This window comes from Streptomyces sp. NBC_00390 (assembly GCF_036057275.1).
Lineage (GTDB): Bacteria > Actinomycetota > Actinomycetes > Streptomycetales > Streptomycetaceae > Streptomyces.
The window spans coordinates 4750036-4776443 of sequence record NZ_CP107945.1 but is presented as its reverse complement, the minus strand read 5'-3'; the positions used below and the strand labels follow the sequence as shown (position 1 = coordinate 4776443).

The 26408-nt window shown below is 70.9% G+C and carries 21 protein-coding genes and 1 pseudogene; 10 read left to right on the top strand and 12 right to left on the bottom strand.

Translation table 11 applies throughout. The features are described from left to right. Positions 1–88: 88 nt before the first annotated feature. The 11 genes and pseudogenes from OHS70_RS20985 to OHS70_RS20935 form a co-directional block, all read right to left on the bottom strand. Positions 89–952: an immunity 49 family protein gene (locus OHS70_RS20985; protein ID WP_328399337.1), complete on the bottom strand. Its 864-nt coding sequence runs from the start codon at positions 950–952 to the stop codon at positions 89–91. Positions 953–964: 12 nt separating this feature from the next. Continuing rightward, the gene (locus OHS70_RS20980) at positions 965–1825 is read right to left on the bottom strand and encodes an immunity 49 family protein (protein ID WP_328399336.1); all 861 of its coding nucleotides are present in this window, start codon (positions 1823–1825) and stop codon (positions 965–967) included. 292 nt (positions 1826–2117) lie between these two features. Continuing rightward, positions 2118–2987 (bottom strand): DMT family transporter, encoded by an 870-nt coding sequence (locus OHS70_RS20975; protein WP_328399335.1) that lies wholly within the window; start codon positions 2985–2987, stop codon positions 2118–2120. Between the two features lie 108 nt (positions 2988–3095). Further along, a complete protein-coding gene (locus tag OHS70_RS20970) occupies positions 3096–4649 on the bottom strand; it encodes an APC family permease (protein WP_328399334.1) in 1554 nt (517 codons plus the stop codon). 243 nt (positions 4650–4892) lie between these two features. Further along, positions 4893–6350 carry an aldehyde dehydrogenase family protein gene (locus OHS70_RS20965; protein ID WP_328399333.1) on the bottom strand — a complete coding sequence of 486 codons (1458 nt, stop codon included), beginning with the start codon at positions 6348–6350 and terminating at the stop codon, positions 4893–4895. Further along, positions 6347–8086, bottom strand: a complete 1740-nt coding sequence (locus OHS70_RS20960) for an N-acyl-D-amino-acid deacylase family protein (protein ID WP_328399332.1) — start codon at positions 8084–8086, stop codon at positions 6347–6349. Before OHS70_RS20960 ends, OHS70_RS20965 begins: the two co-directional genes overlap by 4 nt. Before the next feature lie 446 nt (positions 8087–8532). After that, a complete protein-coding gene (locus OHS70_RS20955) occupies positions 8533–9657 on the bottom strand; it encodes an LLM class flavin-dependent oxidoreductase (protein ID WP_328399331.1) in 1125 nt (374 codons plus the stop codon). A 97-nt stretch (positions 9658–9754) separates the two neighbouring features. Further along, positions 9755–10516 carry an SDR family NAD(P)-dependent oxidoreductase gene (locus OHS70_RS20950; RefSeq protein ID WP_328399330.1) on the bottom strand — a complete coding sequence of 254 codons (762 nt, stop codon included), beginning with the start codon at positions 10514–10516 and terminating at the stop codon, positions 9755–9757. A 10-nt stretch (positions 10517–10526) separates the two neighbouring features. Then, positions 10527–11450 carry an LLM class F420-dependent oxidoreductase gene (locus OHS70_RS20945; RefSeq protein ID WP_328399329.1) on the bottom strand — a complete coding sequence of 308 codons (924 nt, stop codon included), beginning with the start codon at positions 11448–11450 and terminating at the stop codon, positions 10527–10529. A 103-nt stretch (positions 11451–11553) separates the two neighbouring features. Next, complete coding sequence (locus OHS70_RS20940) at positions 11554–11967, bottom strand: PaaI family thioesterase (protein WP_328399328.1); 414 nt, start codon at positions 11965–11967, stop codon at positions 11554–11556. A gap of 90 nt (positions 11968–12057) precedes the next feature. Beyond that, a pseudogene (locus OHS70_RS20935) lies at positions 12058–12917 on the bottom strand (hypothetical protein). A gap of 298 nt (positions 12918–13215) precedes the next feature. Between OHS70_RS20935 and OHS70_RS20930 the strand changes: the two are divergent. Continuing rightward, positions 13216–14901, top strand: coding sequence for an alpha/beta hydrolase (locus tag OHS70_RS20930; RefSeq protein ID WP_328399327.1), 1686 nt, complete (start codon positions 13216–13218; stop codon positions 14899–14901). Between the two features lie 27 nt (positions 14902–14928). Here the strand turns inward: OHS70_RS20930 and OHS70_RS20925 are convergent, their stop codons facing one another. Further along, complete coding sequence (locus OHS70_RS20925) at positions 14929–16155, bottom strand: amidohydrolase family protein (protein WP_328399326.1); 1227 nt, start codon at positions 16153–16155, stop codon at positions 14929–14931. Between the two features lie 189 nt (positions 16156–16344). On the opposite strand from OHS70_RS20925, the gene OHS70_RS20920 reads away from it, so the two are divergent. The 9 genes from OHS70_RS20920 to OHS70_RS20880 all read left to right on the top strand — a co-directional run bounded on the left by OHS70_RS20920 (position 16345) and on the right by OHS70_RS20880 (position 26254). Beyond that, entirely contained in the window at positions 16345–17151 is an 807-nt protein-coding gene (locus OHS70_RS20920) for a polysaccharide deacetylase family protein (RefSeq protein ID WP_328399325.1), read from the top strand. 124 nt (positions 17152–17275) lie between these two features. Further along, the gene (locus OHS70_RS20915; RefSeq protein ID WP_328399324.1) at positions 17276–20248 is read left to right on the top strand and encodes an AfsR/SARP family transcriptional regulator; all 2973 of its coding nucleotides are present in this window, start codon (positions 17276–17278) and stop codon (positions 20246–20248) included. Positions 20249–20430: 182 nt separating this feature from the next. Then, positions 20431–20712: a hypothetical protein gene (locus OHS70_RS20910; RefSeq protein WP_328399323.1), complete on the top strand. Its 282-nt coding sequence runs from the start codon at positions 20431–20433 to the stop codon at positions 20710–20712. 268 nt (positions 20713–20980) lie between these two features. Further along, positions 20981–22405, top strand: coding sequence for an ATP-binding protein (locus tag OHS70_RS20905; protein WP_328399322.1), 1425 nt, complete (start codon positions 20981–20983; stop codon positions 22403–22405). Then, entirely contained in the window at positions 22402–22824 is a 423-nt protein-coding gene (locus tag OHS70_RS20900; RefSeq protein WP_328399321.1) for a roadblock/LC7 domain-containing protein, read from the top strand. The genes OHS70_RS20905 and OHS70_RS20900 overlap by 4 nt, the downstream gene beginning before the upstream one ends. After that, the gene (locus OHS70_RS20895) at positions 22821–23183 is read left to right on the top strand and encodes a DUF742 domain-containing protein (protein ID WP_328399320.1); all 363 of its coding nucleotides are present in this window, start codon (positions 22821–22823) and stop codon (positions 23181–23183) included. The genes OHS70_RS20900 and OHS70_RS20895 overlap by 4 nt, the downstream gene beginning before the upstream one ends. After that, the gene (locus OHS70_RS20890) at positions 23158–23790 is read left to right on the top strand and encodes a GTP-binding protein (protein ID WP_328399319.1); all 633 of its coding nucleotides are present in this window, start codon (positions 23158–23160) and stop codon (positions 23788–23790) included. Before OHS70_RS20895 ends, OHS70_RS20890 begins: the two co-directional genes overlap by 26 nt. Continuing rightward, the gene (locus tag OHS70_RS20885) at positions 23787–25025 is read left to right on the top strand and encodes a cytochrome P450 (RefSeq protein WP_328399318.1); all 1239 of its coding nucleotides are present in this window, start codon (positions 23787–23789) and stop codon (positions 25023–25025) included. Before OHS70_RS20890 ends, OHS70_RS20885 begins: the two co-directional genes overlap by 4 nt. Next, entirely contained in the window at positions 25022–26254 is a 1233-nt protein-coding gene (locus tag OHS70_RS20880) for a cytochrome P450 family protein (protein ID WP_328399317.1), read from the top strand. Before OHS70_RS20885 ends, OHS70_RS20880 begins: the two co-directional genes overlap by 4 nt. Positions 26255–26408: the final 154 nt, after the last annotated feature.

The following is a 26408-nucleotide window of genomic DNA, read 5'->3' as shown; positions in this document are numbered from 1 at the left end:
GGAACGGGGCGAGCCCGGGAGGGCTGGAGCACGGCGAGGCCAGCTTCCGCGTTCCCCGTGGGCAAGGGGTCGCGGGTCACCGCCCGGCTCACGTGGCGAACTCGCCGACCCAGGTGCGCCGCAGCAGGTGCTTGCAGAGGTACTCCGACTCCACCTCAATCAGCATGTCCGCGTCGTCCGCCATGCAGGCGACCGCGAGCGGGGCCAGGGCCACCAGGCCGTCGCCGCTGAGGGAGCGGGCCTCGTTCGCGGTCCAGTACTCCTTGTGCCAGGTGAGAGCCGTGACCAGCGACTCGTTGAACTGCTCGCTCTCCCGGCGCAGGTAGAGCTGGAAGAGCTCCAGCGGCGGGTACAGAATCTTCAGCATCAGCTCCGTGCCGGCGATCCGGGCTTGCTGGGGATCTGTGCCGTTGACCGCGGCGACCAGGGTGTCCCAGGTTTCCGACCGGCCGAACCAGAAGTTCTGGAGGGTCTCGATCCAGGCGTAGACGTACTCGTCGAACTCCGCGCCGGAGGCACGCAGGAACGACACCGGCACCTGCGCCAGCTGCTGGGCACGTTCGTTCTCACGGCAGATCACCGCCAGGTAGAAGGAGATGAGCCAGTTCCCGGCGTGCAGGTAGTCCTGCGGGCCGGTCGCGGGGAGCTTGCGCACCTCGTCCAGGGTCCCGACCCGGCAGGCCACCGAGCCTTCCTGGGCGGTGCCGGCGGCGAAGAGCGCGGAGCCCACCTGCATGGCAAGAACCCACGACTCCCAGGTTTCGAAATCGCCCGCCACGGGGTCCTGGATGCAGTGCCACTTCGCCGCTAAGAGCGAGAACGTCAGCGTGTCATAGCGGTCGTCATCGGACGCCTCGATCTCATCGATCGCTTCCCGGGCCGCCGTGACGACCGGCTCCCTGGCCTCTGCCGCATCGTCCGCAGGGAAGTCGTGGCGCGGGATTCTCGTCATCGTGCAGATGCCTCAGGTGGGGAACTCGCCTAGCCAGCCGTGCTCGAGGAGGTGCTTGGGCAGGTAATCGGACTCGACCTCGATCGGGAGCTTCCCGTCGTAGGCCAGGCAGGCCATGGCCAGCGGGCCCAAGGCGACCGTGCCGTCGATGTCCGTCTTCCTCTCCTCGTCCAGGGTCCAGTACGCCTGGTGCAGCTTCAGCGCCTCCACCAAGGCTGGGCTGAAGCCTTCCTCGTGCTTGCGCACGAAGTGGTAGAAGAGGTTGATCGGCGGATAGAACACACCCTGCAGCAAGTCGCGCGGAGTCGTCCGCGCTACTGCAGGATCCGAAGTCTCGATCGCCGCGATGAGCTTGTCCACCAAGCCCGGGCGCTGGAGCCAGTACGTCTGCAGGACGTCCACCCAGTGATAAGTGAACTCGTCGTAGTCTCCCTCCGGCGAACGCAACCGCTCCAGCGGGATCTCGCACAGCTGCGTCATGCGCTGTTGCTCACGGCAGACGACCGCCAGCCAGAACGCCGAGAGCCAGTTCCCCGCATCGGCGAACGGCTGAGGTCCGATCACCGGAATAGACCGCATTTTCCGGTCTATTCGGCACTCCACGGCCCCCTCGCTCGCACTGGTTACGGCGAACAGCGCCGAGCCCAATTGCGTAGCGCTGACTGTGGCTTCCCACGTCTCCAGCTTCGCCGCTTGCGGGTCAGCCACACAGTGGGCTTGCAGCGCAACAAGAGCGGTGCTGAATGCGAAGTCAATCGCGTCCGCCGACCTCTCGAGACGGTCGATTCGATCGGCCACTTGTGCGCTCAGCCGCTCGGCGAACCGCTCGGCGTCGGGACCGGGCACAACATGGCGGGCAACAGTCACGGTCACGGAAGAGTCCCCTTGCTGATGCCGAACCGCCGGTACTGCAAGCCAGGTGGCAGAGTACGCGTGCCAAGCTCCGTACTGCTGCTGCGTCTTGGCCTCAATGACGAGAATCCGTCCGTCCTCGCGCTTCCGCACCTGGCCGAACTTGCCATTGCCGTTCTCACACTAAAGGCCGCCCAGCCGAACTGCGGGTGCTCTGGTTGCGGCTTGCTGCTCGCGAAGTCCCCGTGCTTTGCCATGCAACAGACGGCCGGCCCCGACGCGCCGGAACGCGCTCCACCGGAAAGGCCACCGGTCACGGCTTGCGCAGCGCCCCCAGATACACGCCCAGCAGGATCAGCGGAGTCCCCAGCAGCAGGCCTGCCGTCAGGGGTTCGTCGTCCAGCCGTGCCGAGAGAAGGATCGTGATCACGGGGATCACGACGAAGACGTACGCCGCCCGCGACGGGCCCCAGTTCTTGATCACCTGGAGATAGAGGACGAACGTCGCCACCGAGCCCGCGAGCACCAGGTACGCCAGGGCCCACCAGGTCACGGCGCGCTCCGGGAGGTGCCAGTCGTCGCCTGCGGCCGCCGACCCCGCGAAGAGCAGCACCGCCGCGCCTGCCATGCCCACCGCGTTCATGGTCACCGGATGGACTGCGGGGAGCCGGTGGACCAGTACCGCCGCCTCGGCGAAGGAGAACACCGCGCCGAGTACCGCGAGGAACGAGAGCACGGGGACCGATTCCTGCAACGGCGCCTGGGACACCACCGCCACGCCGGTCACGGCGAGCACGGTTCCCACGGCTGCGAGCGCCCGGAACGTCTCCTGGCGTTGGGCCACCGAGAGCAGCAGCGCCACGAGGGGCACGAGCGAGAGGATCGTCTGGCCGAGTCCCGCATGGATGCGGACGAGTGCGTAGTACGCGAGGGCGAAGGTGACGCCGAAGTTGAGCACGCCGAACAGCACGGCCCCGGCGAGCGCCCGGCCGCGCGGCCGTTCCAGCCGCAGGGACGCCATGATCACCAGCAGTACCAGGGCGGCGGCTCCGAAGCGCAGCGCGGCTCCCCAGAGCGGATCGAGCTCACGGTTGCTGAAGCGGACGCCGACCGCGTTGCCGGCGCCGAGTACGCAGGCCGCGGCGAACGTGGCCAGTGCCGTCCGGTTGGTCGAGGCGCGCATGACTGCACGGTAGAGGCAGGCCCATGAGGTCGACGGGCGCCGACACTCCACGGCCCGTCCCCCGGGCGCACCACGGCGGGGGGACGGGCCCGGTGACAGGTTGACAGGTCAGTCGGAAACCACCAGTGACGGGGTCTCCTTCGTCAGCACCTCGCCCCGGAAGAACGCCGGGCTGCGGCGCTGCATCGCGACCATCAGGACCAGACCGAGCAGCAGCAGGCCGACGCCGATGACGAAGACCGAGCCCACGCCGAAGACCGCGGAGCCGGAGCCGTACGCCGGGTCCCACATGTCGTAGAGGGTCTTGCCGAAGACGGCCGTCAGCAGGACACCGCCGACGAGCGGGAAGACGCCCTTGATGACCAGGTCACGGCCCGAGCGGCGCAGGTCGTGGCGGAAGTACCAGACGCAGGCGAAGGCCGTGAGCGCGTAGTAGAAGCAGATCATGAGGCCGAGCGCGTAGATCGTGTCGACCAGGACGTGCTCGCTGACCAGGGTCATCACGGTGTAGAACGCACCGGTCGCGATGCCCGCGACGATCGTCGCCCGGCCGGGGGTCTTGAAGCGCGGGTGGACGCGGGCGTACGACGCGGGCAGGGCCTCGTACGTGGACATCGCGAGCACCGTGCGGGCGACCGGGATGAACGTCGTCTGGAGGCTGGCCGCCGCCGAGGCGAGGACCGCGAGGAAGAGCAGGATGCCGAGGCCGGGGCCCATGACCGGGCCGGCGAGCGCGGCGAACACGTTGTCGGAGGTGTCCGGGTTGGCAAGGCCGAGGCCCTTGTCACCGGAGCCGACGGCCATCTGGGCGGCGATACCGGTGGCGAGGTAGGAGCCGACCAGGACGACCATGGAGATCATCGCGGCGCGCCCGGGGGTCTTGGCGCTGCCGACGGTCTCCTCGTTGGCGGTCATGCACGTGTCCCAGCCCCAGTACATGAAGATCGAGAGCGACAGGCCCGCGGTGAAGGCGGCGAACGACTGGACGGCGAACGGGTTCAGCCAGGACCAGGAGAAGGAGAGGGACGTCTCGAAGGAGCCGGCCTTGCCGAGCGCCATCGCCACGAAGAGGGCGAGGACCGCGAGTTGGAGGCCCACCAGGGCGTACTGCACGCCCTTGGTCGCCGTCATGCCCCGGTAGCTGATCGCCGTGGCGACCGCGATCAGGGCGAGACAGGTCAGGATGTGGACGGGCTTGCTGTCGTCCAGGGCCGCGATCGACCCGCTTCCGGTGATCTCGCCCGCGAGCAGCCAGAAGTACGAGGTGGCCACGCCCGCCAGGTTGGACAGGACGATGATCGTCGCGATGACCAGGCCCCAGCCGCACATCCAGCCGACGCGCGGTCCGAACGCCTTCACGGTCCAGGTGAAGGAGGTTCCGCAGTCGGGCATGGCGCGGTTGAGCTCGCGGTAGGCGAAGGCGACGAGCAGCATCGGCAGGAAGCCGGCCAGGAAGACGGCGGGCATCTGCAGTCCGACCTCGCCGGCTGTGGAGCCGAGGGTCGAGGTCAGGCAGTAGACGGGGGCGACGGTGGAGATGCCGATGACGGCACTGCCCATCAGCCCGACGGAGTTTCCGCCGAGCCCTTTCTCGCGTACGCCGCTGCCGGGGACGCTCCGTACCGTGTCTCCGGCCTGCGGCCGCACCTTCAGCTCAGTCATGGGACAGGACGTTAGGTCCTGCGGTTTCCACATCCGGAGAGCGGGAATCCGGTTCCTGGTCAATCGATTCAAAGAGATGACGCGGCAAACATCTATGAAATGAAGCCGTACGCCGCGCAAGGAACGGGCATTACAAGGTCGAGTTGCCAATTCCCCAATGTGCGAGAACCGCAGCAACGTCCGATTTGATCTGATTTCAAAATTTCCTCCGCGGGTTTTCCGGCCCCGGAAACACGCGGTCCCTCACCCCGGCCACACCACCGCCTGCAGCTCGCTGTACGCATGCAGCGCATACGAGCCGACGTCCCTGCCCACCCCGCTCCTCTTGAACCCGCCGAACGGCGCCTCCATGTTCCGGCCCACCGTGTTCACCCCGACGCCGCCCGCCCGCAGCAGCCCCGCCACGCGGAACGCGCGCGCCACATCGCCCGACCACACGTAGTCGATCAGCCCGTAGTCGCTGTCGTTGGCGAGCGCCACGCCCTCCTCCTCGTCGTCGAACGGCACCACGACCACGACCGGTCCGAAGATCTCCTCCCGCACCACCCGCATGTCGTTGGTGCAGTCGGCGAAGAGCGCCGGAGCGACATAGAACCCCTTGTCGTACGCGGGACGCTCGCCGCCCACGACCGGACGGGCGCCTTCCTTCCGGCCCAGTTCGACATACGACTCCACCCGGTCGCGGTGCGCCGCCGAGATCAGCGGGCCGACCACGGTCCGCGCGTCGGCCGGGTCGCCCACCGTGAGACGGCCGGCGTACGCGGCCAGCCCCGCGACAAGACGGTCGTACACGCCACGCTGGGCGATCACCCGCGTCGGCGCCGTACAGATCTGGCCGCTGTAGAAGGAGAACGTGGTGCCGATCCCCCGCACCGCCGAGTCCACGTCCGCGTCGTCGAAGACGAGCGCCGCACCCTTGCCGCCGAGTTCCATCAGCTGCCGCTTCATGCCCCGGCCGCAGACCTCCGCGATGCGCTGCCCGACGGCCGTCGAGCCGGTGAAGCTGACCATGTCGACGTCCGGGGAGTCGACGGCGGCCTCGCCGGTGTCCGGCGCGGAACCGGTGACGACGTTCACCGTGCCGGGCGGGGCACCGGCCTCCGCGAGCGCCTCGGCCATGCGGTAGACGGACAGCGGGTCCTGCGGGGCGGGTTTGACGACGACCGTGTTGCCCATGGCCAGCGCGGGTGCCACCTTGCCGGCGGCGTTCGCCCACGGGTTGTTGTACGAGGTGATGCAGGTGACGACCCCGACCGGGCGTCGCACGGCCAGCGCCCCGAAGACACCGGCTTTCCCCATGGGGCCCGCCGCGTTGATCTGCGGGGGCAGCGGCTCTTCCACCGGTTCCAGCGCGCCCTTGGCATAGCGGCGGAAGCGGGCCGCGCCGACCGCGACCTGCATACCGCGCGCGGTGGCGGCCGTCGCGCCGCTCTCGGCGCGGGCGAGCGCGGCGTACGGCTCCGCCTCGCGCTGGACGATGTCGGCGGCCCGGTCCAGGATCCGGGCACGCTCCTCGGGCCTGGTACGGGACCAGGAAGCGAACGCCTCGCGGGCCGCGGCCGCCGCCTCGTACACCTGGGCGCGGCTCGCCTCGGGCGCGAGGCCGACGACCTCCTCGGTGGCCGGGTTGAACACCTCGTAGTATCCGAGGTCGGGCTCGGTCCACGCGCCGCCTATGAACAGCTTCTGTGCTCCGCTCACTTGGTCGACACCGTCCTCGTGTCACGGCCCGACCGCAGCACGATTCCCGGTACGGCGCCGGTGACCCGGTCGTCCCGGATCGTCTCGACGCCGTTGACGCGTACGGACACGATGCCGACGGCCTTCGCGTCCAGCCGCGGGCTGTCGCCGGGCAGGTCGTGGACCAGGGTCGCCGGACCGGCCTCGATGCGCTCCGGGTCGAACAGGACAAGGTCCGCGTGCCAGTCCTCGGCGATCCTGCCTCGCTCGCGCAGTCCGAAGAGCCGGGCCGGATCGTCGGTGAGCATCTTCACCGCCTCCTCCAGGCCGACCAGCCTGCGCCCGCGCAGACAGTCGCCGAGGAAGCGGGTGGTGTACGGGGCACCGCACATCCGGTCCAGATGGGCGCCCGCGTCGGAGCCGCCGAGCAGGACGTCCTCGTGCCGCCAGGTCTCGGCACGCAGGGCCCAGGACGCCGGGTCGTTGTCGGTGGGCATGGGCCACAGGACCGTGCGCAGCCCGTCGTTGGCGCAGATCTCCACCAGGCACTGGAAGGGGTCCTGGCCGCGTTCGGCGGCGATGTCGCCGACGACCCGGCCGGTGAGGCCCTCGTTCAGCGGCGTGTAGGTGTCACCGATGACATAGCGGGCGAAGTGGGCCAGGCGCCGGAAGACTCCGGCCTCCTTGGAGTCGGCGCGGCGCAGCATCCCGGCACGGATGTCGGGGTCGCGGAGCTTCGCTATGCGTTCCGGGACGGGGAGGGAGAGGATCTCGCCCCACCCGGGGATGAGGTTCAGCGCGCAGAAGGTGCCGAGCGACATGTTCATCGGGGTGAGGATCGGCATGGTGAGCGCGACGATGCGGCCGCCCGCCTTGCGGGCCCGTTCGCCGGCGCTCAGCTGGCGCGGTACGCGTTCGGGTACGGCGGCGTCGACGGTCAGGACGTTCCAGTTCAGGGGGCGTCCGGCGGCCGCGGTCATCTCGACGAACAGGTCGATCTCGTCGTCCGAGAACTGGTCCAGGCAGCCGGCGACGATCGCTTCGAGCTGGGTGCCCTCGTGCTCGGCCACGGCCTGGGACAGGGCGATCAGTTCGGCGGGCCGTGCGTGGCGGGAGGCGACGGGCCTGCCGTCGCCGTCGGAGTGGGTGGAGGACTGCGTGGTCGAAAGGCCCCAGGCCCCGGCGTCCATCGCCTCGTGCAAGAGCCGCACCATCGCGTCCAGTTGCCCGGAGGTGGGCTGCCCGCCGACCGCGTCCGGGCCCATGACATGGCGGCGCAGCGCGCAATGGCCCACCATGAAGCCCGCGTTGACGGCGATGCGGCCTTCGAGTGCGTCCAGGTACTCGCCGAACGTGTGCCAGTTCCAGGGCGCCCCTTGCTCGAGGGCCACCAGGGACATGCCCTCGACCTTGGACATCATGCGTCGCGTGTAGTCGGCGTCCTCGGGGCGGTCGGGGTTGAGCGGGGCGAGGGTGAACCCGCAGTTGCCGCCCGCGACGGTGGTGACGCCGTGGTTCATGGACGGGGTGGCGTACGGGTCCCAGAACAGCTGGGCGTCGTAGTGGGTGTGCGGGTCCACGAAGCCGGGGCCGAGGATCAGTCCGGTGGCGTCCTCGGCGGTGCGGGCGTCCTCGGTGACGGTGCCGGCCTCGGCGATGACGGCGATGCGGCCGTCGCGCAGGCCGACGTCCGCGGCGTAGGCGGGGGCGCCGGTGCCGTCGACGACGGTCGCGTTGCGGATGAGGTGGTCGAGCATGACTGGCGTCCCTTCTGTGGAGGGCGGCGCGTGCGGGTGCGACCCGGTCGGGGGTGGGTCATGGGCGTGGCCCGGCCGGGGGCGCCGCGGCCGGCCGCAGCCGTGTGGCCCTCCGGCCGGGCCGGGGCGGGTGGCGGTCCGGGAAGACGCCGCCCGCGATCTGTGGGGGGTGGCTTGTTGCCCCCTTTCCCCTGCGCCTGGCGGCGCGGGGGATCGGGCTCCGCCCCGGGCCCCGCGCCTCTGTCTCCCCCGGACTTCGTCCGGGGACCCCCAGGGGGCTTCACGTTCCGGACCAGCTCGGACACTGAGCCGTCCGGCGATCGAGGACACTCCCCCTACGCCCTGCGGGCGTGGGAGGTCTCCCCGCCTCAGGCCGTACGGGGGTCTGGGGGCCCGCCCCCGGTAACGGGAAAGGGTGGGTAGGGATCAAGCCCGTGAACCCCCGGTCAGGCGCCCGCGGCCTCACGGAAGCGGGTGGTCCGGTGGACCGGATCCGTGTCGATCTGGGGTATCACGTGCTCCCCGATCAGCCTGATCGTCGTCATCGTGTCCTCGTACGAGATCCCGATCGGCAGCCCGAACGACAGCTGGTCCGCCCCCGCCTGCTCCCACCGCTTGCACTGCTGCAGCACCTCGGTCGGGTCGCCGCAGATCATCAGCTCCTCCGCTATCAGCAGCTCGATGATCTCCGCCGTGTACTCGGGCAGCAGCTCCGGCCACTGGGGAACGCCCTCCGGCCGCGGGAAGGTGTCGTGGTAGCGGAAGAGCAGCGACTGGAGGTAGTTGAGGCCACCGCCCACCGCGATCTCCACCGCCTTGTCGTGCGTCTCGGCGCAGATCGCCGTCGACGTCACCATCACGTTGTCGTTGACGTACGCGCCGATCGCCCGGGCCTCTTTGACCGCCGTCTTGTACGACTCGACGACCCACTCCATGTCGGAGACCTTCTGGACGCTGAAGCCCAGTACCCCGAGGCCCTTGCTGCCCGCCATGGCGTACGAGGAGGGGCTGCCCGCGGCGTACCACATGGCCGGGTGGGCCTTGCCGTACGGCTTGGGCAGGATCTTGCGCGGCGGCAGCGACCAGTGCTTGCCCTGGAAGCCGGCGTACTCCTCCTGGAGCCACATCTTGGGGAACTCCGCGATGGTCTCTTCCCAGATCTCCTTGGTGTGGTTCATGTCGGTGATGCCCGGCAGGAACCCGAGGATCTCGTGGGACCCGGCGCCCCGGCCCGAGCCGAACTCGAAGCGGCCCTCGGAGAGATGGTCGAGCATGGCGACCTTCTCGGCGACCTTGACCGGGTGGTTGACCGGGGCGAGCGGGTTGAAGATGCCCGAGCCGAGGTGGATGCGGTCCGTCGCGTGCGCGAGGTATCCGAGGTAGACGTCGTTGGCCGACAGGTGGGAGTACTCCTCCAGGAAGTGGTGCTCGGAGGCCCAGGCGTACTTGAACCCGGACTTGTCCGCCTGGATGACGTACTCGGTCTCCTCCATCAGCGCCTTGTGCTCGGCGAGGGGGTCGCTCTCGGCTCGCTTGCCGACGTATCCCTGTACAAAGAGCCCGAATTCCAAGGGTGTTCACCGCCATCCCTACGTTTCTGACGGATCGTCAGATTCAATGCACCGACTGTTCCACCGCACGCCTGGAGCGTCAATACCTGATAGAGCGTCAGATAACGCTGACGCCCGCCATCCAGCCGCCGTCGATCACGAACGGCTGGCCCGTGATGTACGAGGAGTCCGCGCCGGTCAGGAACAGCGCGAGCCTCGCCACCTCCTCGGGCCGGCCGACCCGGCCCAGCGGCACCAGCTTGCGGTAGAAATCGTCCAGCGCTCCGGGGTCCGCACCTTCCGGACTGCTCATCGGCGTGTCCACGGCGCCCGGGCACACGGCGTTGACCCGGATCCCCTTCGCGGCGAGCTCCAGGGCCGCGACCCGGGTGAGACCGACGATGGCGTGCTTGGTGGCCGCGTACGCGCCGACGAGGGCCATGCCGGTGAGGCCCGTGTACGAGGCGGTGTTCACGATCGTGCCGCCGCCGGCCGCCTCGATCTCGGGGGCGACGGTCTTGATGCCCAGGAACACTCCGACCTGGTTGACCTGCACGATCTGCTGGAACTCCTCCAGAGGGGTGCTCACCAGCTCGTTGAAGCGCAGTATGCCCGCGTTGTTGACCAGGCCGTCGATGTGGCCGAAGGCGTCCTTGGCCGCGGCGACGGCGGCGGCCCAGTCGGACTCCTGGCTCACGTCGAGGTGGACATGGCGTGCGGCCTCCTCGCCGAGTTCCTTCGCGAGCGCCTCGCCCTGGTCGTCGAGGACGTCCGCGACGACCACCTTCGCCCCCTCCGCGGCGAAGAGCCGGGCCTCCTGCTCGCCCTGGCCGCGGGCCGCGCCCGTGATGAGGACGACCCGTCCGTCCAGCTTGCCCATGCCGGTACTCCTAGGTGTCGAGGTGTGGTGCGACATCGGCGGCGAACGCCGCCATCTGGTCGGTCAGTTCGCTGCGGCTCCGGCTGCGGAACCGCACCTGGATCTGGTCCACTCCCATCGCGCCGTACGCGCGCAGCGACTCGGCGAGCGCGTCGGGCTTGCCGGTCAGGGTGCGCCGGCCGACGTCCCAGCCTGCGTCGCCGACGTACAGGGGCTCGGTGATCGCGCCGATCTCGATGGGGGCGGTGATCCCCGCGTCCTGCCGCTGCTGACGCACCCTGCCGATCTGGGCGGGCAGCGTGTCACGGGGGTCGCCCTGCGGGAGCCAGCCGTCGCCCTTCAGGGCGGCCCGCCGCACGGCCGCGGGGGACGAGCCGCCGATCCAGACCGGTACCTCGGCCTGAGCGGGGCGGGGGCGCTGCCCGAGCCCGCTGAAGGCGAACCGCTCGCCCGCGAAGTGCGGGAACTCCTCCGGTCCGAGGGCGGCCCGCAGCGCGTCGATCGTCTCGTCGAGCACGGCCCCGCGCCGCCCGAAATCCGCGCCGAGCGCCTCGAACTCCTCCTGGACGTGCCCCGCCCCGACGCCGAGGATCAGCCGGCCGTCACTGAGGTGGTCGAGGGTCGCGTACTGCTTGGCGGTGACCAGCGGGTGGCGCAGCCCCACGACGGCGACATGGCTGAGCAGCCTCACGCGCTCGGTCGCGGCGGCGAGGAAGGAGAGGGTGGCCACCGGGTCGTACCAGACGGTCGACATGGCGGCGGCGAGGCGGCGCGGGATCGCGACGTGGTCACAGACGGCGACGTAGGCGAAACCGCTGCGGTCGGCGGTCCGGGCGACCTCGACGAGATCACCCGGACCGGCGGCGGCCTCCCAGGGCTCGGCGTAGATGGTGCTCTGCGACTGGACCGGGAGCTGCATCCCGTACGCCACCATGAGGGGACCCTCTCTGATCTGACGATCCGTCAAAAACCGACGAGACCATCGTGTTGGCTGACGCCTCATCAGACAAGGGGTCGTACGCTCCGGCCTCTGCGGCCTACCCCAGCAGGGCGTAGACCGCGCAGGCGCGGGCGGCGGGCCCGTCCGCTCCCTCCGCCGTCATGGTGATGTCCACGAAAGCCATGCGCTTGCCCAGCTTGGTGATGCGGGCGTCGACGAGGACATCGGCGCCGACGACGGCGCGCTGGAAGCTGGTGGACTGCTGGACGGTGGTCATCGGAACGAAGCCGCCACGGGCGGCCGAGACCGCGATCACGGTCGCCGTGTCGGCTGCGGCCATCAGCGCCTGCCCCGAGAGCGCGCCGCCCTCCCGGGCCAGCCGGTCGGTCCAGGGCAGGCGGAGCACGGCGTGCATCTCGCCCGTCTCCACGGCACACAGGCCCAGGTCGAGCACCCAGGGGGCGAAGTTGTCGGCGAGGATCTTGTCGGCTTCAGCGAGTGAGAGCGTCATGCGGCAGATGCTCCCGCACCGGGCGGCGCCCGGGTAGCGGGCGGGGCGCGTCTCGGCGCGTGCGGGCGCGGGTGCGGGTGCGGGTGCGGGCTACTCCTCGGTGAAGATCTCCTCGGCGGAGGAGGCGGTGACGGCACGGACGAGCCAGCGGCTCAGGGTGTCGAGATCGCCGCAGCCGGTGATCCGTTCGCGCGCCTCGTCGGGGACGTCGACGCCGCGCCGCTCCAGGATGAGCAGGATGTCCTCTGCACGGCCTTCCACGCGGCCTTCCGCACGGCCTTCGTCCCGGATCTCTTCCGAGATGGGTGATTTGAAGAAGGACAGATCCACGGCCATCAGATGCCTCCACAGTTGTGCGGCCGGGCGCCTGCCCAGGCCTTGTGCGATGAGTTCGGCGAGGGTGGTCGAAAGGTCTTCAGGTTCGTCGCGCAGGGCGCCGGAGACAGCTTTGAGTATGGCACCGATGTCTGGGTCCCCAGCGTGTGTGATGGCGGACAGCGTGGCCAGTGCCAGGTCCTTGCGGGCCTCGACCGTCCTGGTGATCCGCGGCATGTTGTGTGGGCCGGCGACGAGGGGCCTCAGGGTGAGCGCGGGCCACTGCGGGGGTCCGATGTGGACGGCGCAGGAAGCCCACTCGGCGGTGCTGCGGTCCTGGCAGACGACCAGGAGGAGGGGCGGGACCCGGTACTTCGTGTACAGGTAGGAAAGGTAGTACGCCCAGCTGGCGGGCTTTGCCGGGTCCTTCTTGCCCTGGGCCTCGACAGCGAGGAGGAGGGAGTCACCGTCCTCGCTGTCGAGGCGTAAGAGAGTGTCCACGCGGCGTTCGACGGGCCGGGACTCGGTGAGGTCGGTGGGCAGAACGGTGACCGAAGTGGGTGGGGCGAACGCGACGCCCAGTACCTCGGAGACCCGGGAGAAGAGTCTGGGTACTCCTGGAAGATGCGGTGCATTGCCTAGTGGCGAGCGCTGACCATGCGGGTTCCTGTGGTTGTGGGGCAGGGTGAGGGCATTGCCCATGGCACATGCCCTGGGCTGTCTCAGGGCGAGCCTAGGCAGGCAACTCATCCTGAATACGTCCGAGTTGGCGATGTTCACCCCCAGGAGTGAGCGTGCTCGCCCGCAGTGCGCCGCCACCCGTTCGGATGCGTGCCTGTTGCCCGGTGCGGGTGCGGCCAGTGGTATGGCAGTGGGCCTGCCGTCGGCCGGCGCCCTGGTCATGGATCACGCCCGCCCAGGAAGGGTCTGCCGATGCCTGGAGTCCGTACGCGTTGGACACGCCGCGGTGCCGTGTGCGCCGCCGGGGCCCTGCTGGTCTCCTCCGCCGTCGTGACCGGGGCGGGCGCGGCCGAGCCGGCCCGCGGGGGTGCGCCCGTGGGCGACGAGGGGACGGTGCTGGAATGGAAGCCCTGCGCGGGCGAGGAGCAGCGGGGTTTCGAGTGTGCGAGGGCCAATGTGCCGCTGGACTACGCCCGTCCGGGTCGGCGCACCATCGAGCTGGCGGTGATCCGGCGCCGGGCCACCGACTCCGCAGCGCGTGCCGGTTCGCTGTTCTTCAACCCCGGGGGACCTGGTGGGCCGGGGACCGTGGGGCTGCCGGCACTGTACGCGAAGTTCCCCGAGCAGCTTCGCGAGCGTTACGACATCATCAGCTGGGACCCGCGCGGCATCGGAGAGAGCACCGCGGTGCGGTGCTTCGACACCGCGGAGGAGGCCCTCGGCTGGCACGCGCGCGTTCCCGCCTTCCCGGTGGGCGCGCAACAGGGCAGGGCCTACGTCGCGGCGTACGCCGATCTCGCCCGACGCTGCGAGCAGCGCGACCCGGAGCTGCTGCGCCATGTCTCCACCGCCGACACCGCCCGTGACCTCGACCGGCTGCGCGGGGCCGTGGGTGAGCGGCAGCTCAGCTACTGGGGCATCTCGTACGGATCGTTCCTGGGGGCGACCTACGCGAATCTGTTCCCGCACCGGGTCGGCCGCTTGGTGCTGGACGGGAACGTCGACCCGCAGGGCTGGATGACCGACGGTTCGTGGAGCGAGCCGGAGCTGCCCACCTTCCTGCGCCTGGGGTCGGACCTGGGCTCGGCCGACACCCTTGGGAAGTTCCTGGAACTGTGCGGCCGCGCCCCGGCGAGTGGCTGTGCCTTCTCCGCAGGAAGCCCGTCGGCGACGCGCGCCAAGCTCTCCGGTCTGTTGCAGCGCATCGTGAAACGGCCCGTCGGCCCCTGGACATACGCGAGAACCGTCAGCGAGATCCGCGGCGGGATCTACCGGGTCACCCCGGAGTGGGCCACCCTCGCGAAGACGCTGCAGACGCTGTGGGAAGGCCGCGCCCCCCTGGAGCCCACGCCGCCTCCCGGTCCCCTGCGGTATCCCGGTTTCGAGCAGCTCTACGGTGTGCTGTGCTCAGACAGTCCCAACCCCCGTGCCCCCGGGCGCTATGCCGCGCTCGACAGGCTCAGTACGGCACGGGCGGGCGACCTCGGGCACTGGTGGACCTGGGCCGGCGAGCCGTGCGCGACGTGGCCGGCGAGAGCCTCCATGAGCTACACCGGCCCCTGGGACCGCCCCACCGCGCACCCTGTGCTCGTCGTCAACCCGACCTACGACCCTGCCACCCCCTACCAGGGCGGCAAGGCCATGGCCCGAGAACTCGCCGACGCGCGCCTGCTCACCCTCAACGGGTACGGCCACACCGCCCTGGACAATCCCAGCCGCTGTGTCGGCCGGCATGCGGTCCGCTACTTCATCGAGGGTGTCCTCCCGCCCGAGGGTGCCACCTGCAACCAGGACACCCCGCCCTTCGCCACCCGGACGCCGACCGCCGGCGCCGCGGCCGGCGCGCACCGGGCCCCCTCCAGGTGGGGCTGGGAGCGTCCCCAGGCCGCCCGGCCGTGCCCCCTCACGCTGGCCTGCCCGCGGCACTCACTCTTCTGACCGGCGACGACCGGCGACGGCCGGGCGTCACGCGCGAGAGCCGGGCCACAGCCCGTCCTGCGTCAGGCCCAGCAGTTCGATCGCGTTGCCCCGCACGATCCTGTCCACCACGTCCGGCGCCAGATGGCCCATCTGGGACCGGCCGACCTCCTCGGACTTGGGCCAGGTGGAGTCGGAGTGCGGATAGTCCGTCTCGTACAGGACGTTCCCGGCCCCGATCGCGTCCAGGTTCCGCAGGCCGAACGCGTCGTCGAAGAAGCATCCGTAGACGTGCTCGGCGAAGAGCTCGGACGGGGGCCGGGTGACCTTGTCCGCCACGCCTCCCCAGGCGCGGTTCTCCTCCCAGACCACGTCCGCGCGCTCCAGGATGTACGGGATCCAGCCGATCTGCCCCTCGGCGTACATGATCCGCAGACCGGGGAAGCGCTCGAACTTGCCGCTCATCAGCCAGTCGACCATCGAGAAGCAGCAGTTGGCGAAGGTGATCGTGGAACCGACGGCGGGAGGGGCGTCCGCCGACGTGGACGGCATCCGGCTGGACGAGCCGATGTGCATGGCGATGACCGTGCCGGTCTCGTCGCAGGCGCGCAGGAAGGGGTCCCACTCGTCCGTGTGGACGGAGGGGAGGCCGAGGTGCGGCGGTATCTCGGAGAAGGCCACCGCCCGCACGCCCCGGTCGGCGTTGCGGCGGACCTCCGCGGCGGCCAGTTCCGCGTCCCACAGCGGGATCAGGGTGAGCGGGACGAGCCGGCCCTGCGCCTCGGGGCCGCACCACTCCTCCACCATCCAGTCGTTGTAGGCGCGCACACCCAGCAGGCCGAGTTCGCGGTCGGATGCCTCGGTGAAGGTCTGGCCGCAGAAGCGCGGGAAGGTGGGGAAACAGAGCGCCGACTGGACGTGGTTGACGTCCATGTCGGCGAGCCGGTCCGGGACGCTGTACGAGCCGGGCCGCATCTGTTCGTAGGTGATGATCTCGAGTCTGATCTCGTCGCGGTCGTAGCCGACGGCGGTGTCCAGGCGGGTGAGCGGCCGGTGCAGGTTCTCGTACACCCACCAGTCGCCGATCGGGCCGTCGTCGCCGGGCGCCCCCATCACAGGGGCGAACTTCCCTCCCCTGAAGGTCATTTCCTTCAGCGGCGCCCGGACGATGCGCGGGCCGATGTCGTGGTACTTCGACGGGAGCCGGTCCCGCCAGACGTTGGGGGGCTCCACCGTGTGGTCGTCCACCGAGATGATCTTCGGGAAGGTCTCCATGCTGTCACGGTAGCGCCGATCTGACGAGTCGTCAGCTATGAGTCGTCGGCCGGTCCGGCGGGACCCGGCCCGACCCCCGAGGCGATCCCCAGGTATACACGGTATGTATAGTGCGCGGCGCGCACGGATCGGCCGGCGACACGACGCCGCCGGCCGTGCCGCGCACCGACTCACAGGGGGATTCCCGTCATGTCCACAAGGACGCGCAGGACCAGGTCCAGGGCGGCCACCGCGTTCGGCGCCGTATCGCTCGCGCTCCTGCTCGGCGGCTGCGCGATGGAGACCACCTCGCCCGCCGACGCCCGCAAGAACCCGGTGGCCGCCGACGACGCCAGGCCCGGCTCCGGGCGCGGGCTCAAGGCGCCGTTCCCCGGCACCGAGGCCGCCGACTGCGAGAAGGCCAAGTGCATCGCGCTGACCTTCGACGCGGGGCCGGGCAAGGACACCCCCGAGCTGCTGGACCTCCTCAAGAAGGAAAAGGTCCCGGCGACCTTCTTCCTGCTCGGCAAGAACCATGTCCTCAAGCACCCCGACGTCGTGCGCCGCATGGCCGCCGAGGGCCACGAGGTGGCCAACCACACCTGGACGCACCGCCGGCTCGACCAGCTGTCGAAGGACGAGATACGCGAGGAACTCGGCCGCACCCAGGACGCCATAGCCGACATCACCGGCGACAAGCCGCGGCTGATGCGCCCGCCCCAGGGCCGTATCAACGACGACGTCACCGCCGTCAGCAAGGAGCTCGGCCTCTCCCAGGTCCTGTGGAGCGCCACCGCCAAGGACTTCTCGACCACCGACTCCGCGCTCATCGAGAAGCGGATAGTCGACCAGGCCGGACGCGACGGCATCATCCTGCTGCACGACATCTACGACGGGACCGTGCCCGCCGTCCCCGGCATCATCGCCGAGCTGAAGAAGCGCGGTTACACCTTCGTCACGGTCCCGCAGCTCCTCCTGCCGGGCGCCCCGGAACCGGGAACCGTCTATCGCCCCTGATCAGGGTTGGGCCGGGCCGCATCTGGGCAGGCGCGAGGACGAGGTGCCCTGCTGCTGACGGGGCCGCCTCGCACAGGGCAGACTGTCGAGGGCGATTTCCGGCAGTACGGGGCAGGGAGCAGCAATGGACCGTGACAGCGGGCCTCGCGTACCGAAGCAGCGGGCTCCGATCCAGAGCGACGCCGCCGACCTGCGCTTCAGCGTGCTCGGACCGGTGCGGGCCTGGCGCGACGGGGAGAGCCTGCCCTCCGGTTCACCGCAACAGCGCGCCCTGCTGGCCGCGTTGCTGCTGCGCGACGGGCGTACCGCCACCGCCGGCGAACTGATCGACGCGATCTGGGGCGAGGAGCCACCCTCGCAGGCGCTCGCCGCCGTCCGTACGTACGCCTCCCGGCTGCGCAAGGCGCTCGCCGCGGACGCCCTGGTCAGCGAATCGGGCGGCTATGCGCTGCGGGTGCGGCGCGATGCGCTCGACCTCGCGGTGGCACAGGAGTTGTCCGGCGAGGCGGACAAGGCGCGTGCCGCCGGGGACCGTTGCCAGGCGCGCACGCTGATCAACAAGGCACTGGGCCTGTGGGACGGGGAGCCGCTGGCCAATGTGCCCGGCCCGTACGCCGAGACCCAGCGCGCCCGGCTCGAGGAGTGGCACCTGACGCTGCTGGAGACCCGGCTCGATCTCGACCTGGAGGTCGGCTGCCACGCGGAGGCGGTGTCGGAACTGACCGCCCTGACCGCCGCGCACCCGCTGCGCGAGCGGCTGCGTGAGCTGCTGATGCTCGCCCTGTACCGCAGCGGACGGCAGGCGGAGGCGCTGGCCGTGTACGCGGACACCCGGCGGCTGCTCGCCGAGGAACTGGGTGTCGACCCGCGCCCCGAACTCTCCCGGCTGCAGCAGCGGATCCTGCAGGCCGACGCGGAGCTGGCCCGGCCCAGCGAGGAGCCCGAGCCCACACGGACGGTCACCCGGCCTGCGCAACTCCCCGCAACAGTCCCGGACTTCACCGGCCGCGTGGCCTTCGTACGGGAGCTGGGCGCCCAGCTCGCCACCGCCGAGGGCTCGGTGATGGCGGTCTCCGCGCTCGCGGGCATCGGCGGCGTCGGCAAGACGACCCTCGCAGTGCATGTCGCTCACCAGGCGCGGGGGCACTTCCCGGACGGCCAGCTGTACGTGGACCTCCAGGGCGCGGGCAACAGGGCGGCCGAGCCGGAGACCGTCCTCGGCGCGTTCCTGCGGGCGCTCGGTACGGCGGACTCAGCGATCCCGGACACGCTCGACGAGCGGGCCGCGCTGTACCGCTCGGCACTCGACGGACGTCGCGTCCTGGTCCTGCTCGACAACGCGCGCGACGCGGCCCAGATCCGCCCCCTGCTGCCCGGCACGGCGGGCTGCGCGGCGCTGATCACCAGCCGGGTACGGATGGTGGACCTCGCCGGGGCACATCTGGTGGACCTCGACGTGATGTCGCCCGAGGAGGCGCTCAGGCTCTTCACCCGGATCGTCGGCGCGGAGCGGGTCGGCGCGGAGCGGAAGGCGGCGCTGGACGTGGTCGCGGCGTGCGGGTTCCTGCCGCTGGCGATCCGTATCGCGGCCTCGCGCCTCGCGGCCCGGCGCACCTGGACGGTGTCGGTGCTCGCCGCGAAGCTGGCGGACGAGAGGCGCCGGCTCGACGAACTCCAGGCGGGCGACCTGGCCGTGAAGGCCACGTTCGAGCTGGGCTACGGGCAGCTGGAGCCCGGCCAGGCCCGCGCCTTCCGGCTGCTGGGCCTCGCGGACGGCCCGGACATCTCCCTGGCCGCCGCGGCGGCCATGCTGGACCTCCCGCTCCACGAGTCCGAGGACCTGCTGGAGGCCCTGGTCGACACCTCGCTGCTGGAGTCGGCGGCGCCGGGACGGTACCGGTACCACGACCTGGTGCGGCTCTACGCGCGTGCCTGCGCGGAGAGGGACGAACAGCCTGCGGCCGGGGTCCCCCATGCCGAAGGCCAGGGGAGGGAGGCGGCGCTGTCGCGGCTGCTGGACTTCTATCTGGCGACGGCGGCGCGGGTGTTCTCCATCGAGCGTCCCGGCGACAGGCTGGTGGACCACCTGGAGCCGACGGGGGCCGCCGGACTGGCGTTCGCCGACCGGAAGGCCGCGCAGGACTGGCTGTACGCGGAGGCGAACTGCCTTCTGGCATGCGCCAGACAGGCGTCGGCCGGTCCGTCGCTCCGGCGCGCGGTGGACCTGCTGTGGGCCGCGCAGAATCTGGCGGAGTCCGGTGCCAACTGCAAGGTGTACGAGTCCGTGGCCCGCGGCGCGCTCGAGGCTGCGCGCGCCTTTGGCGACGCCCGCACCGAGGGGCGTGCGCGGACGTCGATGACCAACGTCCATCTGGTGGCGGGACGTTACGCGGAGGCCGACGAGGAGGCCGCGCAGGCCGCCGTGCTCGCTCAGGCCGCAAACGATCCGGCACCGGTCTACTGGGCCGACAACGACCGGGGCATCATTGCCTTCAACCAGGGGCGCCACTCCGAGGCGGAGGAGCACCTGCGCCGGGCGACGAGGGGGTCGCGCGCCGACGGCAACCTGCCCGGCGAGGCCAGCGCCCTGTGCAACCTGTCGCGCATCCATGTCGTCATGGGCCGCGCCGAGGAGGGCATCGCGCTCGCCCGGGAAGGCGTCGACATCTACGACCGCATGGGGCACACCCTGCGCCTGCCCAACGCCCGTTTCGCGCTGGGCATCGCACTCACCGCGGCCGGGCGGCATGCCGAGGCGCTGGAACAGCTCGCGGACGCCCTTGACGGCTTCGAGGCGAACCGGCAGCGCCTGTGGGAAGGCACCACCCATTGGCGTATCGCCCAGGCCCATCTCTCGGCCCGCCGCCCCGCGCGGGCGGCACAACATGCCGAGCAGGCCCTCGCGATCGGTTGCATCGGCGGTGACCGTACGCGCGGCAATGCGCTGATCACGCTGGGCAGGGCGCTGGACGCACTCGGCCAGGCCGGCCGGGCGCGTGCCTGCTGGCAGGAGGCGCTGTCACTGCACGAACAGTCGGGTGCGGCGGAGGCCGACGAGGTCAGGGAGCTGCTCGGCGCTCCGCTCAGCGCCGCCTGAACCGGCCCGGCCAGCGCGTTCATCGATTGTTTATGCTCATCCGACATTCTCAACGCCATACGATCCGTCGCGTCGGGGGGCAAGCGGATCGCAACTGGCCTTCTGTCCGGCGACCCTCGGGGGAGTCTCCGGGCGGAAGGCCACCTTCAGTCATGTAGGGCAATCCCATGGGGGACGGACACATGAGCAGCACCGACAGCAACGACGAGCAGATCACCACTATGGGCGACCACCACTCCCCGGTCCCGCCGAAGGACGGCGGCATCACCACCCTCGGTGACCACCACTCCCCGACCCCGCCGAAGGACGGCACGGCGACGACGCAGGGCGACCACCACTCCCCCGTCCCGCCGAAGGACGGCACCGTCACCACCCTCGGTGACCACCACTCGCCCGTCCCGCCGGCCGACGGCGGCATCACCACGATGGGCGACCACCACTCACCCACCCCGCCCAAGGGGTGAACTAGCCACACACGACGGGGAACGGCCGCGGCGGCGCGGAGGGGGAGCCGCCGCGGCCGACGTGTGTCCGGAGTCCGGACCCTGAATTCCCCTTTCGCCCATGACCCCTGACACTTGATCAGACATTGCGGAAGCAATGGGACACCCCTCGGGCACATTCGAAAGGATCTTCAGCCAAAACCGAGCGCAACCGGCCGCTGGCAGTGTGTACTGGCCCAGTCCCGTCCCAGGGACGGCCCCACACCCCTGCCCTCCCGAGGTCTTTTCGATGATCGAGATACCCGACCTGGCCGCCGGTGGCCTGGCCGCCGGGACGCTGTCGGTGACCCTCCTCCTGGGCGGCGGCCTGCTGCGGTCGCGCAGGCACCGCACACAGCAGCGCGCGGAGATCGAGACCCTGCGCGCCCATCTGGACGCCGCCCGGTACGAAGTCGACCGCGCCGCCCAGGCGTTCGCCGCCGAGGTGGCGCATCTGGCCGAGAAGCGGATGCCCGCCGAGGCCACCCGGGCCGCGCACCCGCACATCCAGGTGCCGGGACCGCTGCGGCCCGAGGTCACCGGGACCGCACTGGACGCGGGAATGGACAACGTCCTCAAGGGACTTGTGACCGCCATCGCCCATGAGCGCAAGCGCGTGGACGCCGCGGCGCGCGCCGGGATGCGCGGCACGACCCGGGAGATCCAGGCCGGGCTCTACCGGCTCCAGGACGTGCTGCGCGGACTGCAGCAGAAGTACGACGACCCCGAGCTGGCGCAGACCCTGTTCGCTCTCGACCACGAGAACGAGCAGTCCCTGCGCCGCGCCCAGGTCGCCGCGGTGGTCTGCGGGGCCTGGGTGGGACTCGCCCGGGAGGAGTCGCATCTCGTCGACGCCGTGACCGGCGGTCAGGCCCGGCTCGTCGGCTACGACCGCGTCCAGGTGCACAACCACCTCGAGCCCGGCACCGCCCTCGTCTCCCATGCCGTCGAGCCGGTCGCCATCATCGTCGCCGAACTCCTCGACAACGCCCTGCGCCACTCCGCCCCGGACACCACCGTCGTGGTCAACCTCGAGCGCGCCCACCACGGCGTCTCGGTGACCGTCGACGACGCCGGTGTCGGCATGGCCGCCGACGAGCGGGCCGCCGCCCAGCGGATGGTGGCCGGCAAGGACCCCATCCTGCTCTCCGAGCTCGGCGACCCGCCCCGGATGGGACTGGCCGCGATCGGCCAGCTGACCCGGCAGTTCGACCTCTCCGTCGACCTGTCGATGCCCTCCCCCTACGGCGGCGTCCGCGCGGTCCTGCTCGTCAAGAACCACCTCCTGAGCCATATCGACCCGGACCTGCACCCGCCCGCCGCCAGCGCACCCCGCTCCACGCACCGGACCGCCGGGTCGGAGCCGGACGCGGCCGACGCGGACAGGACCCTGAAGGTACGCGCGGACGTGCGGCACGCCCCGGCGCCCGAGCCCCGGGCTCCGTACGACCAGCCGGCCGGCCACGAGAATGATCCGGCCCCCGACGACGACGCGCTCCCCCAGCGCCGGCGCCGTGTCCGCGCCGAGGACCCGGCGACCGGGACCGCCTCCCCTGCGGCACCGGCCGCGCCCGCCCGTACTCCCGAGGAGTCCGCCGCGGCGCTCGGTGCCCTGCAGTCCGCAACAGCCGCGGCCCGTAAGGCCGTCGACACCGAAGGGACCGATCACCGATGACCAGCCGTGACCCCGGCGAGACGGCGTGGGTGCTCGACCCGATCCTGGAGATCCCGCATGTGCGGGCGGCCGTACTGCTGACCAGGGACGGACTCGTCTCCGGCTTCTCCGCGGCCCTCGCGCAGGAGTCCGCCGAGCGGGTCGCCGCCATCATCAGCACCGTGCAGGGCGCCTGCCGCACCGCGGCGGCCGCCTTCGCGGACCAGGAGGCCGCCCAGCTGCGGCAGGTCGTCATCGAGTCCGACCACGGCTACATCCTGGTCGCGCCCACCGCGCACGGCACCTGTGTCGCCGCCTACGGCGATCCCGAGGTACGGCTCGACCTGCTCGGCCACCGGGTCCACTCGCAGGTGGCCCGGCTCGGTGAGAAGGCGATGGCCGCGGCGCCCCGCGCCGGCGACGGCGGCCACCCGGTATGACCGGCCGCCGGAGCGGGGGCCGGCCACTGGTCCCCGCGTATCTGTCGACCGGTGGGGTGGCCCGGCCCACCCGCAACAGCCTGGAGCGTCTGTCGGTGCTGACCGGAGGCGGCGGGCCGGTGCCCGCCACGCTCCCCGCCGCCCAGCAGGCGCTGCTGCGGGCACTGGACGGCGGTTCGCTGACCGTCGTGGAGTCCGCCGCGCTGCTGCGGCTGCCGGTCTCCGCGATCCGCGTGCTCGCCGCCGCCCTGATCGACCAGGGGCTGGCGAGAGCCCGCCCGCCCGTACCCTTCGCCGCCCTTCCCGACCGTGACCTGTTGAAGAGAGTGGCCGATGGCCTCCGCGCCCTCAAGCTCTAGCCCCGCCGGCCGGACCCGTTCGCGCGAGAACGGACTGCACCTCCCGGACACCGCCCGCGAGCTGGTGAAGATCCTGGTGACCGGCCCGTTCGGCGTGGGCAAGACCACGCTGATCGACTCGGTGTCGGAGATCAGGCCGCTGCACACCGAGGAACATCTGACCGAGGCGTCCGTCCCGGTGGACGACCTCGCCGGCGTACGGGACAAGACGACCACGACCGTCGCCATCGACTTCGGGCGGATCTCGCTGAACGGCGGGGTCGTGCTGTACCTGTTCGGCACTCCGGGCCAGGAACGCTTCCGGGCCCTGTGGGACGACATCGCCTACGGGGCGCTCGGTGCCCTGGTGCTGGTCGACACCCGCCGGATCGACGACTCGTTCGACGTGCTCGGCCTGGTGGAGGAGTCGGGGCTGCCGTACGCCGTCGCGCTCAACCAGTTCCCCGACTCCAAGCAGTACACCGAGGAGCAGCTGCGCCGCTCCCTCGACCTGGATCCGCAGACGCCGATGGTGGCCTGCGACGCGCGCGACACCAACGCCTCCATCGACGCGCTGCTCGCACTCGTCCAGCACCTCATCACCCGCAACAGCCCGGAGACCCGGTGAACCCCTATCCCGCGCACGCCGATGCCTTCCAACTCACCGCGCCGGTACGGCTGTGGGAGGACGGCTTCGCCGCCGACCCGCACAGCTACTACGCGACGCTCAAGGCCCAGGGCCCGATCGGCTGGGCGGAGCTCGCCCCCGGCATCCCCGCGTACGTGGTCACGGACCGCCGAGCCGCACTCGACCTGCTGCACGACGAGGAGTCGTTCTCCGTCGACCCGCGCCCCTGGGAGGCGACGGTCGCCGAGGACTCACCGATCCTCGGCATGATGCGCTGGCGGCCCAACACCCTCTTCGCGGACGGCGAGGAACACGTCCGCTACCGCCGCACCCTCGTCGACGCCTTCGCCATGGTCGAGCCGCACGACCTGCGTGAGCGGGTGCACCACGCGGTGGATGTCCTTCTCTCCCGCTTCGGTCCGAACGGACAGGCCGATCTGGTCGGCGAGTTCGCCCGCCCGATGATGGCGCTGATCTTCAACAACCTCTTCGGACTGCCCGACAGCGAGTCCGGCCGCCTCGACGCCGCGCTCGGCCAGATGATGGAGGGCGGCGAGCGGGCCGCCGAGGGCGAGGCCGAGTACGGCAGGTACGTCCTGGAGCTGATCGGCGCCAAGATGGCCGAACGCGGCCCCGACCTGACCAGCGCCCTGCTCGACCACCCGCTCGCCCTCACGCCCGAGGAGGTCACCTGGCAGGTGTTCCTCACGCTCGGCGCGGGCCACGAGCCGACGTCGAACCTGATCTCCAACGCCCTCTCGCGCATCCTCGGCAACCCTGCGTACTACTCCACCCTCACCTCCGGAGCGCGTCCCGTCATGGACGCCGTGATGGAGGTGCTGCGTTACGAGACCCCGCTGGCCAACTACGACATCCACTTCGCCCGCAAGCCGATGAGCTTCCACGGCATGTGGCTGCAGGCCGCCGTCCCGATCGTCATCTCCTTCGGGGCGATGGCCCACTTCGCCGAGCTGGAGTTCGCCGGCACCCACCATCCGCACGACGCCTCGCACATGTCGTTCTCGGCGGGCGCGCACACCTGCCCCGTCAAGCAGCACACCCTCCTGATCGCCACCGAGGCGATCGAACGCCTCACGCAGTGGCTTCCCGACCTGGATCCGGTCCTGCCCCGCGAACGCCTGACCTGGCGCCCCGGGCCGTTCCACCGCTCGCTGACGGCGCTGCCCGTCCGCTTCACGCCCCGCACCCCCGACCAGCCAGGAGGCCGAGCATGACCGCGTCCACCCGTGTGGCCATCGACCCGTTCGGCGCGGACATCATCGCCGAGAGCGCCCGGCTGCGCGCCCTCGGTCCGGTCGTACCCGTCGAGCTGCCGGGCGGCATCCCCGCCTGGGCGCCCACCGGCTACGACACCCTCAAGGCGCTGATCCTGGACCCGCAGGTCAGCAAGGACCCGCGCAAGCACTGGTCGCTGTGGCCCGAGGTCGGCGAACACCCCGCCTGGGGCTGGATCCTTGGCTGGGTCGGCGTGGTCAACATGCTCTCGACGTACGGCCCCGACCACACCCGGCTGCGCAAGCTGGTCGCGCCCAGCTTCACCGCGCGCCGCACCGAGGCGATGCGTACCCGTGTCGAGAAGATCACCGCGGAGCTGCTGGAGCAGCTGGACACGGCGGGCGCCTCCGGCGAGGTGGTGGACGTACGGGCCGCTTTCGCGCACCCGCTGCCGATGCAGCTGATCTGCGAGCTGTTCGGGGTGCCGGACGAACTGCGCCCGGACACCGGCACGTTGATCGCCGCGATCATGGACACCTCCGACCCGTCGCCCGAACACGCCGCCTTCGTGCAGCAGCAGATCGGGGCGGTGCTGGGCGCGCTGATCGCGCACAAGAGCGAGCTCCCTGGCGACGACATGACCACCGAGCTGATCAGGGTCCGCGACGAGGACGGCGACCGGCTCAGCGACGAGGAGCTGCTCTACACCCTGCTGCTGGTGATCGGCGCCGGCTTCGAGACGACGGTCAACCTGATCGGCAACGCCGTGGTGGCGCTGCTCCGGCACCCCGACCAGCTGGCGGCGGTCCGCTCCGGCGAGCGCGGCTGGGACGCGGTGATCGACGAGGTGCTGCGCATCCACCCGTCGATCGCCACACTGCCGCTGCGGTTCGCGGTGGATGACATCACGATCGAGGGGGTCACCATCCCGGCCGGCGACGCGATCGTGACGACGTACGCGGCCGCGGGCAGCGACCCGGCGCACTACGGCGAGAGCGCCACCGTCTTCGACACCGCGCGCGGCGCGGACGACCACCTGGCCTTCGGTATCGGCGTGCACCGCTGCATCGGAGCGCCGCTGGCACGCATGGAGGCGCTGACGGCCCTGCCCGCGCTGTTCGAGCGCTACCCGGACCTGCGGCTGGCACGGCAGGCGGACGAGCTGAAGCAGGTGCCGTCGTTCATCGCGTACGGCTGGCAGGAGATCCCGGTCCGCCTCCACGGCTGACCACCCCACGATCGGGCCCGGCCCGGTACCGCGGCCTGCGCGGAACCGGGCCGGTGCCGTGTGCCACTGTTGCGGCGGTTGCGCGGGGCAGGCGTGCCGTCTCGTACGCCTGCCGCACACCGCGCACATTTCGTCACTCTGAAGCAAAATTCCC